Source organism: Carbonatibacter coralli (assembly GCF_039592655.1).
Taxonomy (GTDB): Bacteria; Pseudomonadota; Alphaproteobacteria; order Kiloniellales; family Kiloniellaceae; genus Carbonatibacter; species Carbonatibacter coralli.
On sequence record NZ_JBBUTJ010000014.1, the window covers coordinates 1 to 10,754 of the forward strand.

General features: G+C 48.0%; 10 protein-coding genes. 2 read left to right on the forward strand and 8 right to left on the reverse strand.

Annotated features, from left to right (window positions below; translation table 11 throughout):
- Window positions 1-689: 689 nt before the first annotated feature.
- The 8 genes from AAAH10_RS16135 to AAAH10_RS16160 all read right to left on the reverse strand — a co-directional run bounded on the left by AAAH10_RS16135 (window position 690) and on the right by AAAH10_RS16160 (window position 6,261).
- Window positions 690-1,322: a DUF3800 domain-containing protein gene (locus AAAH10_RS16135; RefSeq protein WP_343565459.1), complete on the reverse strand. Its 633-nt coding sequence runs from the start codon at window positions 1,320-1,322 to the stop codon at window positions 690-692.
- Window positions 1,323-2,252: 930 nt separating this feature from the next.
- Window positions 2,253-2,471 carry a transglycosylase SLT domain-containing protein gene (locus AAAH10_RS16555; protein WP_442490281.1) on the reverse strand — a complete coding sequence of 73 codons (219 nt, stop codon included), beginning with the start codon at window positions 2,469-2,471 and terminating at the stop codon, window positions 2,253-2,255.
- Window positions 2,464-2,706, reverse strand: coding sequence for a helix-turn-helix domain-containing protein (locus AAAH10_RS16140; RefSeq protein WP_343565461.1), 243 nt, complete (start codon window positions 2,704-2,706; stop codon window positions 2,464-2,466). Before AAAH10_RS16140 ends, AAAH10_RS16555 begins: the two co-directional genes overlap by 8 nt.
- Before the next feature lie 25 nt (window positions 2,707-2,731).
- Complete coding sequence (locus AAAH10_RS16145; protein ID WP_343565463.1) at window positions 2,732-3,094, reverse strand: hypothetical protein; 363 nt, start codon at window positions 3,092-3,094, stop codon at window positions 2,732-2,734.
- An 88-nt stretch (window positions 3,095-3,182) separates the two neighbouring features.
- On the reverse strand, window positions 3,183-3,551 hold the full coding sequence (locus AAAH10_RS16150; RefSeq protein WP_343565465.1) for a thermonuclease family protein: 369 nt from the start codon (window positions 3,549-3,551) through the stop codon (window positions 3,183-3,185).
- 110 nt (window positions 3,552-3,661) lie between these two features.
- A complete protein-coding gene (repC, locus tag AAAH10_RS16155; protein ID WP_343565467.1) occupies window positions 3,662-4,924 on the reverse strand; it encodes a replication initiation protein RepC in 1,263 nt (420 codons plus the stop codon).
- Window positions 4,925-5,582: 658 nt separating this feature from the next.
- Window positions 5,583-5,819, reverse strand: a complete 237-nt coding sequence (locus AAAH10_RS16560; RefSeq protein ID WP_442490282.1) for a hypothetical protein — start codon at window positions 5,817-5,819, stop codon at window positions 5,583-5,585.
- Window positions 5,782-6,261: a hypothetical protein gene (locus tag AAAH10_RS16160; protein ID WP_343565469.1), complete on the reverse strand. Its 480-nt coding sequence runs from the start codon at window positions 6,259-6,261 to the stop codon at window positions 5,782-5,784. The genes AAAH10_RS16560 and AAAH10_RS16160 overlap by 38 nt, the downstream gene beginning before the upstream one ends.
- Window positions 6,262-6,667: 406 nt before the next feature.
- Here AAAH10_RS16160 and hsdR point away from each other — a divergent pair, with 406 nt between their 5' ends.
- Entirely contained in the window at window positions 6,668-10,078 is a 3,411-nt protein-coding gene (hsdR, locus tag AAAH10_RS16165) for a type I restriction-modification system endonuclease (protein WP_343565471.1), read from the forward strand.
- Complete coding sequence (locus AAAH10_RS16170) at window positions 10,078-10,725, forward strand: DUF4145 domain-containing protein (RefSeq protein ID WP_343565473.1); 648 nt, start codon at window positions 10,078-10,080, stop codon at window positions 10,723-10,725. The genes hsdR and AAAH10_RS16170 overlap by 1 nt, the downstream gene beginning before the upstream one ends.
- Window positions 10,726-10,754: the final 29 nt, after the last annotated feature.

A 10,754-nucleotide genomic window follows, 5' to 3' on the forward strand; every position in this document is an offset into this window, starting at 1 on the left:
GCAATTTGTTGATGATCTGCTCTGGTGTGTAACGACGTTGCTTTCCCATTTGATTTCTCCTTATTCGCGGGTGGAATAAGTCAAAATCCGAACTCAAACAATGGAACACTTCAATGGGGGCAGGTCACCGATCCTACAAAGCGAACCCAGACAATGACTTTGTCTATCAGGAAATCAGGCGACTGTTTGACAAGGCTCTTGTCTCCCCTCCCGAACTAGAAAATGAAGAGGTTCACATTACCCTTTGTTATGATTTTAAGGAGCTGTTGAGCTTGCGCCCTGACCTTAATGGTTCACATTAGCAAAGAATTCTTTATTTCAGTTACAACTTCTTAGTAACTTCGTCAAATTTCGACCTAAAAGTTGTAAAAATCAACCTCTACACCATGAAACTGATGTACTAACCTTTTCTACTTTCAACGTACACTGCCGTAGAGTTTATCGTTATCGTTATCGTTATCGTAATCGTAATCGTAATCGTAATCGTAATCGTAATCGTAATCGTAATCGTATTGACATCAGAAACATCATCAATCATATTATCAAGTGAGCACAGGATAAATGTTCTTCGAACTGCGTTCAGTGCCTGATCAGGAGGGGGCCTTCGTGTCACCATTAGTTACTTAATCAGGATTTACGCTGAATTGCCGGGCTCCATACTAAAGGCCGCCTTTATCTTGAGGCGGCCTTTAGTATTTTTTTGCCCAATCAGGAGCTATGTTACCAAGTTCAGCGTTAAAAACATTGAGCTTGTATTCACCAATCAAAACAGCCGAAGCCTCATTTTGCACGTGATTTGTCTTTGATTGATAAACCGTATTCACAATAATATCTGCTAATTGAACACCATCAGTGGATTGGCTGTCCCCATAACTCACTGTGACATCTATATCTCCAATACATTCAGATACAGAGTCCGCAATAACAGTTTTTAACACTGAAAGATCGTGCTTCTTATAACGGCCGGCGTCTGGAGTAATAAAAACTTTCGGAGTTGCTGGAGGAATAATTTTACAACAGCTCTCTGCTATCATCTCTCCCCAAACATTTTTTTCATCTTTGGGATTAAGAAAAAGATTACCCGGGGCCGTTTCTCTGCAACATACAGATACGACCCCCAAAGCTCCTTCAGAAAAAATAATGTCAAACGCCTGCTTACGTTGACAAGCCGTTAGCTGGTGGCCCTTGATCTCATTTTTATGTTTGGCTACTTTTTTGATGCGCTTTAAAACTTTTTTGGCTTTTATTGGCTCAACACTCAAAGCTGAAACTAATATCAACCCGTCTGCATGCCCTCCGCTTTCATCACAGAAAATATGCATTTTTGAAACGTTCCCCTATAAACTTGTCAATTTAATCATTGAAATACCTTCAGTTTTTGAGAAAAGCAATCATAAGAAATCATATCAATACAATAAGAAAAATATTCCAGATGGTTAAATTTTTTCATTTTTAAGATATAAGTTGGTTTGACGACGAGAAGACATTGCTTCAAAGCTATTGGAAACTAAACAAAATTCCAAATTCTGGAACGTTTTCGTGGAAACAAAAGAAACATACAAAAAGTAAGAACCAGCTGATTTTAGGCTTGGATATTAAACTTCAGGAGAGGAAATGCAAAAAATTATCACAATCATCGGGATTATTCTCTTTATCTTTATAGTACAAGCCTATATTTCGTTTCATGTGTTCCCAAGTAAAGAAACATGTCTAAGTGAGCTTACAAAGTATAGCTATGGCAACCCCTCAGTTTCAAGCAAACGAGCAAATCAATGCAGGAAAATATTAAAACACGAATAAATCCAAATAATTATTTCCGCTATTGGGGAAAATGAATAAATAGATTCATATGATTAAATATTAAAATTAAAGAACTAGAATGCTTATGGTCTGGGCTCAATCAGGTCAGCATTTAATTGCGAGCACATAAAACAGATTGAGGGAGTTTTTGCCGTATTTCTCGAATTGCATCGCGCGACGACGCATGCCTTTCGTTTTACAGAAGAACCGTTCACAATATTGCGCATTGCATATAAATTGACACCGTACGAGGCTAAGTTTCGGGTATTACTTTCAGTGAGGATGAGCGGATGCGCCTTCTTGCGAATTTGAGCGCTGCCGTAGGCTTTGTCGGTAAGACTATTAAATATGCCTTTTCAGATTCCGCTCTCACCCCACCGGACATAGCGATCTGACAGACATCACTAAAAAGCCGCTCATGCTGCAATCTTATAACTAGAGAAACTTATAGACTAAAATGATTTAAATTGCATCATGCAAACATCTTCGGATCCATTGGAATTCTGATTGATGGCTTTGTTGTTCCAGGAACTTTCCACAAAGGCAATCGAACGCAACAGATCAGGACGAACCTGGTATCGCGCACCAGCTGCCTCAAAACACTGTGTAGAAGTGACAACAGGAAGCGCAGAGGCAATCAATCCAAGCTTGGCAGAAACTCGCTTAGTCATGCTGATTTCCGATCTGGATCTCGACGATCAAACTGGCCGGATCAAACTTGAGAACCTCACAAAGGTTCAAAATCTTCCGAAAAGGTAAGTCCTGCTTTGAACGTCCATATCTGTTCCACGCTGAAACGGACAGTCCGGCCTGTTCAAGAACATCATTCTGCGTGCTGCGCTGATTTTTGCGCACCAGCTCCAGCCGGTTAAAAACCACCTCGTTGATTTCAATACCAAAGGTCATTGAACATCACTCCAATAGGGAAACATTAAAGACGACGGGACAAAGTGGCTTTTGACACCTTCATCACAGAAGCAATTTCAGCCAGAGGTAAACCGTCAGCGGCCATTTCTCTTGCTTGATTCAACTTTGAATCTCCAAGCTTCTGTTCTGGCCCCCGTTTCTTTTGCAGTCCGTCAATCAGGCGTCTTTCAATCTTCAACGCCGTTTCACATTTCGCCAAAGCTTCAAAAACGTCATAACAGTCCATCTCGAAGCGTGTTGTTATGTTGTCTCGAATGGATCGGAAATTAATTCCCTGGTCTCTCAGCTTCGGGAAAAAAGACAGGAGATCAAAGTGCAGGCCATTAGGAGATTTGCGCAGGAAATCGGGGAGAGCCGACCAGCTCACAGAGGTTCCAGAAGGCCCGCAGGAGCTTTTTGCAAAAATGCGGGGAGAGCTTTCCCTCGAAGAGCTGACCGTACAGAGCCTTTCCTGATCATCTCCCCCTCCTCCAAACCCAGGGGTAAACAAATTGACCAGCCCACAAACCACGCTTCGCCAAACGGGCATCATCCTGATCAGCCAAATACCATTGATCCCCCCAGGGCCAGACAAAGGCATGACCGGATCGCACCATCCAGCTTCCCAGGTAGAGATCACCGATCGCACACCTAGCAAGCGTCCTTCGATACCTGTCCTGGCCAAAGGTCTTGCAGGCGACCTGGTGATCAACGGTCGACAAAACCAGATCGAGATATTCAGTGGCCTTGCGCCCGCAAGGCCGTTCAATCCCGACAGGAGACAAGCAGGTCTGCTTGCTCTCCGGAGCATCAAAACCCATCAAGCGCAAGCGCTCTCCGGACACGATAATCGTATCTCCATCAACAACTTTGGCTCGGCCGTAAAGCGTCTTTCCAAAAGCCGGCACACCAAACAAAACACTTAAAACCAATAAAAGCGGTACCGTTTTCCGGATCATGACAGTCCCTCTTCAATGAGGCGCTCACGATCGGCGAGCCCAAAAAGGGTTTTATCCAGCCGCAATTCACCACGGGCATGCCGTGCGGCCATCTCCCAGAGATATCCGCCTGGTGATTGAATCCAGAATTTCTTCTGATCAATGACCAGCATCGCAACCGCCATTTCATTGGGCGTCATCACCTGACCAACCCGTTTCCAGGTCCCATCGCTGATAAAGAGATCCTTTCGGATTTTTCCGGCCGCACGTCTTAAATTATACCAGTCCCAGTTACCACTTCTGACATCAATCAGATCGTCCTGTTCCTGATACTCGACTTCAAAAATAAAATCCTCACTTGCAGCAAGGCGGGCAATTTCAAGAGAACAGTTCTCGATGCCGGAACTGACTTTTTCAACATCTCCAGCCGCATTCACTGATGTTTTTTTCCCTTGCCCTGCCTCAACCGGACACACAGGCTCCTTTGCCGAGCCTTGGGCGGTGCGAGCATCAGCTCGCATATGACCGCCCTCTTCGTCCTCGATAGAGGACGACATTAATCCACAATCAGCATTACTCTCTGATAAGAATTTCCCTTTATTTTGTAGATTAGTATAGGGTCGGAAATCTTTTTCTGACGCGTCAGACATATCCCCCGTTTGTTCACTGCTCTTACCTTGCAGATCCTCACGGATCTTTCCGACCTCAAGCATCACAAGCTTCATGTTCTCTATGTAACTTCGTATGACATCGATCGCTGTCTGGGCTGATATACGCGGTATGGAATAATAGACACCATAAAGATCCTGAACCCTGGCGACATTCGCACCAAGTTCGAGAATCTTTTCCAGACCAACACGAACCATTTTCTTGATGGCACTGAGATCGTTTCTGGCCTTTTGCCAAGCGCGATCACGGAGTTCACTCTCTTCCTGGAGATTCACCAGTTCAACATATCGATTCAACAGGGGGGACAAATCCACGCCGAAAGCCACAGAGAGATGATCAAACTGGTCGCGCTTACCAAAGCGTTTGTTATCGTTGGTTGTCTTCAAGCTGATCAGGCCCAACTCAATGAGCTGTTGCTCACGATACCAGATTGCACGTTCAGACAGATTAAATCTCTTGGCCGTCTGCATGACAGAAACATAGACAACCGGACCAAAGGGGGCTTCCTGCGTCCAATCCTGTGCTTTTGTTGATCCAATCAGCCAGAGCAAATGATCCTTTAAGGCTGATGTCAGTCCCAGACCGGATCCAAATCTTGTAATGAGTCCCATGAGATCATTTTTTATCTTAATTTGATCCATCTGCGACAAACTGACTCTGCGTATCGCATCCCATGAGGTTTCATTAACCCCTTGGTAATAAGTCGATTCTTGTTTCAAATTTTATTCGGAAGCATTCCCATCGACAGGGTGCAAAAAATCGTTACGCCCCTAGGCGTTTTTTGCTTTACACCGATGTCAGATGAGGTAAGATCAGAGCCATAAAAAGCCGTACTAAGCTTTTATAGGTGATATCACCTCTAGCAGAACCTCTTAGCGCCAACTAAGAGGTTTTTTGCTATCTGGATCTCTGGAAATGCAAGAATTCCGCCTCCTCTAACAAGGGGCGCTGCCATGTCCGTTGCAATTCACTGGAAAAAAACTACTTGCGTTTGTTTTTAAACTGTCTCTATAAAGAATCTCTCTTTAAGAGCTTGTCGCAAGAGTCGACGGTGGTTGCGGGGGCAGGATTTGAACACACTCTGGAGCTTTTCATAAAAAGCTCCAGAGTGCCAATCTTATAATTACACAACAGTGACACTTTGCTGTTCAATGTCAAGAATAACCTTGATTATATCACCAGCCGAAACGTTCTCCAGATAAGCAGCAATCTGTCAGGGTTGTCCAGCACTGTTTGCAGCAGCGAGCTCCTCATCTCTTTCAGAAGTCGTTACAGAGAGGAAATCTCCGAGAATATCATCGCTGTTATCGTCAAAGTAATAAGATCAGACAATTGAATCACATCACCCTCAGCATCTGAATAATTCAGGATAGCATGAGACCGGGAAGCGAAATCTTTCAGAATGAAGGGATCAGCCCCCAATCCTCCCAGCAGGATATCACCACCGTCTCCACCAATCAGCAAGTCATTACCTGCTAAGCCGAATAAGACCAACACCCTTCGCATCCGTCGCAGTCAGGCTGTTGTTTCCATCGTCTCCAAAGACATTGCTGTCGACCATACCGAAAACATCAACCACTTTCACAACGTCATTGCTGATCTCACCCTGATCGTCTGTCACCTGGAAGGTCACAGAACGTTGCGCTTCACTTGGTGCATCCGAACTGTTGGAATAACGCACAGAATTTATGAGGGTCTGATACTCTGCAAAACTGGTTAAACCGCTCATACTCAACATGCCTGTTGCCACACCATAGGACGCTGTTACACCCGCAGGCAGAACAGAACCATCCCAACTCAGAACATCCTGATCGCCTGCAAAATTCTGACTGATGCGTACAACTGCACCTGACAGGACAGCACTATCTGCATCCTCAAGATTCAAGTCCGGCGCAACCAGAACACCATTATCCTGCAGGCTCTCCAGACCCAAATTGTTGTCATACACATTCCCTGCATCAACAGGGGCAATTGTTCCATCTGAAAGCTGCAGTTACTGTCCCTGGAAATAGTTCTCAGGGACAACCTAACCAGCAGAATCATAGCATTGCAGATAAACACCAGTACCCGAACCGTCTAAACACCTCGCTACTAGTGTGGCCGGCGACACTAGCATAAGTATGGCCGCACTGTTCCCTATGTCGTCTCTAATCTGGAGCTTCACATCTCCCAGACACGGCGCCAACAACCTAGTCCTGCCAGACTGTTCCATAAAGGCTCCACTCCGTCAGGACTTTTTCTTTCACCTTATGATACGCATTGGAAAAATATGAGCACCTTAGAGCAAAGGGCTTGCTTTCTTTTGGGGTTTTTCTAAAGTTGCTAGAAAACCTATAGGCGTAATACACTTTTCTATGTTCTTGAGCTCGCAAAACTTCTTTTTCCTGGAACACACAGCTCCGCAGTTATCAAAACTTGGAGCTCAGGCCGAGCGTTACTTTGAAGAGGATCCTAACACCTCATTGGTCAAGCTTCGCCAGTTTGGCGAGGTCCTCGCCAAGGTCACAGCGGCCAATCTTGGTATCCATTGCGATCCAAACGATACCCGCAGCATCGTCCTTCTGGAGCGCATCCAAACGCACCCCGGCGTAACCAAAGTAATCATGGAGCTCTTCCACCAGTTGCGTATTGCAGGCAACCAGGCTGTACACGCCCTAAAGGATGATCGCGGGATCGTGCTCACCAACCTGAAGAACGCCCACCGCCTAGCCATCTGGTTCCACAAGTCTTTCGGACGCGAACGGGATTTCAAGCCTCTTCCTTTTCAGCCTCCTGTCTGTCGTTCCATCGAAAATGAAAAGCTTCAAGCAGAGATAAAACGTCTCCAGGCCGCCATGGAGCTTAGCCTAAGCACGCAAGAAATCGCCGAGGCGAGAGCAACCAAGGAAGCCGCCCTACGCCAAACTGCGGAGGAGCGTCATGCCGCGCTTAAAGAACTCCAGGCTGAAGTAGATCAGGCCCTGACCAGCCTGCAGGAGCGTATAGGCGAGCTTGAGAGCGAAGCAGAAAACCGGAGCCAGAAGGATAACGCTCAGCTCACAAAACGCATGGAGGCCTCCTCCTCAGGGCTCGATCTTGATGAGGCGGATACACGCCGCCTGATTGATGCTCAGCTGCGTCAAGCAGGCTGGGAAGTGGACAGCGACAATCTCAGCTATAGTACAGGTGTACGCCCACAGAAGGGCCACAGCATGGCCATTGCCGAATGGCCTACCAAGAGCGGTCCAGCAGATTACGCACTTTTTATCGGCATGGAGTTGGTCGGCTTTATCGAAGCCAAGCGTGAGAGCATAAACGTCTCAGGTGTACTGACACAGGCCAAGCGTTACAGCCGAGACTTCCGAGCCAAGGGCGAGGAAAGGCTCACCACCGGCGCTCCCTGGCAGGCAGAAGAGCAAGAGAGCTATTCCGCCCCTTTCGTCTTCTCCACAAACGGCCGGCCTTACCACAAGGACCTGGAAACACTCTCAGGGATATGGTTTTGTGACCTACGCAAGCCAGAAAACATCGCACGGCCTCTGCGCGGCTGGAAGAGCCCCAAGGGTCTTCAAGACCTCTTAAGCCAGGACCACGCCGCCGCACACGAACAGCTGAAAACCGAAGGCTTCAATTATGGCCGTGAGTTGCGTGACTACCAGAAGGACGCCATCAAAGCCGCCGAAGAGGCCATTAGCAAGGGCCAGAGAGAGATCCTCCTGGCCATGGCCACTGGGACAGGCAAAACCGCAACCTGTATCGCACTGGCCTACCGCCTTTTGAAGATCAACCGCTTTCAACGCATCCTCTTCCTGGTGGATCGCTCTGCCCTGGGCTCACAGACGGAAGACGCCTTTCACGAAGCCATGATGGAGCAGCTCCAGAAGTTCACGCACATCTACGATCTCAAGGGCATGAAAGAGGCTCAGCCCGACGATGCCACGCGCGTGCACATTGCTACTGTACAAAGCCTGGTCAAACGCCTGCTCTATACGGAAGACCAAAGCGCAATCCCAGCGATTGATCAGTATGACTGTATTGTGGTTGACGAATGCCACAGGGGTTACCTGCTCGACCGGGAGATGAGCGAGACTGAGATCCTCTTCCGCGATCAGACCGACTACCTCTCCAAGTACCGTTACGTGCTGGATTACTTCGATGCCGTGAAGATCGGTCTCACAGCTACGCCAGCCCTGCACACCTCAGAGATCTTCGGCAAACCGATCTACACCTACAGCTATCGTGAGGCGGTGGTCGACGGCTATCTGATCGATCACGAGCCCCCTGTTCGTATTCATACGGCCCTGTCTCAAGGCGGCATTGCCTGGGCGGCCGGGGAAGAGCTCGAGGCCTTCAATACCAAGACCGGTGAAATCGATCTCGTCTCTCTGCCGGATGCTCTGGAATTCGATGTCTCCAAGTTCAACAAGGAAGTGCTCACATCAGAATTCAACCGTGTTGTTTGCGAAACCCTGCTGGGCCAGACAGGGGATATCAAGGAACCTATCGACATCTACGACGCCAAGAAAACCCTCGTCTTCTGTGCCAACGACGCGCATGCAGACACCGTCGTCAACGAGATGAAAAAGGCGATGGAGAAACTATACGGCAAGGCCGATGACAATCTGGTCATGAAGATCACCGGCAAGGCCGACAAACCGAACTTCCTCATCCGCCAGTTTAAGAACGAAGCCAAGCCTAAGATCGTCGTTACTGTGGACCTGCTGACTACAGGCATCGACGTACCGGAAATCTGCAACCTGGTCTTCCTGCGTCGCGTCAATAGCCGCATCCTCTACGATCAAATGCTGGGACGCGCGACCCGCCTTTGCCCTGACCTCAACAAGGAATTCTTCCGCGTCTTTGACGCCGTTGGAATTTACGACGGATTGCAGGATATTACCGCCATGAAGCCGGTGGCTGTGAACCCCAGCTTCACCTTCACTCAATTGGTGGAGGAATTCCTGGTCAACGATCAGGACCAAGTTCGCCGCGACCTGCAGGAGCAGATCATTGCCAAGCTGCAGAGGACAAAGTCGCGCTACAGTAAGGAAACAACAGAGCTGATTGAAACCTCCACCGGTTACGACCCCAAGGGTTTGGCTCGCTGGCTCAAGTCTCAGGAACCCGAGAACTTCGCTCAATGGCTCAAGGAGCGGCCAAAGCTCAGCTCCTTGCTAGATCATACTGGCAAGGGCACTCCGCGACGGGTTGCCATCTCCACGCACGAGGATAAACTGGTCGCAACTGAGGTAGGCTACGGCACGGCCAACAAGCCAGAAGACTATCTAGCTGACTTTGAAGCCTTCCTCAAAGACAACATCAACACCATACCCGCACTGGCTATCGTGACCCAGCGCCCGCGCGAACTTACACGCCAGCAGCTCAAAGAACTACGCCTGAAGCTCGAAGAGCACGGTTTCAGGGAGGCCGATCTCCGAACCGCCTGGCGCGATGTCACCAACCACGATGTGGCTGCCTCCATCATTGGCTTCGTGCGACAAGCCGCCTTGGGCGATCCTATTCGTCCCTATGCCGAGCGTGTGGAGGAGGCCTTGAAAAAGCTGCTCGCCAAAGACGACTGGAGCCCCATTCAACGCAAATGGCTAGAGCGTATCACCAAGCAACTTGAGAACGAGGCCAACGAACCCGTGATCGACCCGGAATCCTTTGCTAAGGCCCCCTTTGTAAACCAGGGCGGCTTCAAGCAAGCCAACAAGATCTTCGAAGGTCGTCTCGAACAGATCTTACAGGACATCAACGCAGAGGTTTGGAAGGCTGTAAGCTGATGGAGCCTCCTCAACTAGACTTTCAAGTTGTGCTTGGGCAACTCTGGCACATAATTCAGACGATCTTCACATACATCTCAGGATTTATTTCATCAGTGAATTGGGAAAAAATAATTATAGCAGGCATGGAGCACACAGCTTGGCCAATAGTCACTGTTGTCGTAGCGTCCTGGTTTAAGGGTGAGATTGCTATCCTCCTAAACCGTCTAAAGAGTTTTAAGGCGAAAGATTTCTCCCTCGAATTTAAGGAAGTGACTGAAGCTGCAAAGCCCATAGAATCAACTATCCAGCACTTCATGCCAAGTTATGACGACGACATTTTTATGATTGCAACGATAAGGCCGACAGCGGCCATCACCGAAACATGGAAAGAACTCGAAGCCTCAATGTTGAGATTACTGCCCGCAAATAGTCATCAAACGAAACAGGGACGCCGTCAGTTGTCAGGCTTTAATATTATCCGTGAGCTGAAAGAAAAAGGTCACATATCTGCCGATGAAACTAGGCTGCTCCAGGAGCTACGACAATTCCGAAACCGTGCAGCTCACTCTGTTGACCGCGATGTCCCCCCTACTGAGGCGAGGGAATATGTAAAATTGGCACTCTCATTATCGAGAAAACTCGATGAATTGCAGGCAAGCAATTGAGACAATCCCTTGTTCGTGTCCAGCTTCAT

Bases quoted from the DNA above. Each gene is read 5' to 3' on its own strand.
- repC (WP_343565467.1), bottom strand. From the start codon at position 4,924: ATGGGACTCATTACAAGATTTGGATCCGGTCTGGGACTGACATCAGCC.
- AAAH10_RS16560 (WP_442490282.1), bottom strand. From the start codon at position 5,819: ATGCGAAGGGTGTTGGTCTTATTCGGCTTAGCAGGTAATGACTTGCTG.
- AAAH10_RS16140 (WP_343565461.1), bottom strand. From the start codon at position 2,706: ATGACCTTTGGTATTGAAATCAACGAGGTGGTTTTTAACCGGCTGGAG.
- AAAH10_RS16135 (WP_343565459.1), bottom strand. From the start codon at position 1,322: ATGCATATTTTCTGTGATGAAAGCGGAGGGCATGCAGACGGGTTGATA.
- AAAH10_RS16170 (WP_343565473.1), top strand. From the start codon at position 10,078: ATGGAGCCTCCTCAACTAGACTTTCAAGTTGTGCTTGGGCAACTCTGG.
- AAAH10_RS16555 (WP_442490281.1), bottom strand. From the start codon at position 2,471: ATGACTAAGCGAGTTTCTGCCAAGCTTGGATTGATTGCCTCTGCGCTT.
- hsdR (WP_343565471.1), top strand. From the start codon at position 6,668: ATGTTCTTGAGCTCGCAAAACTTCTTTTTCCTGGAACACACAGCTCCG.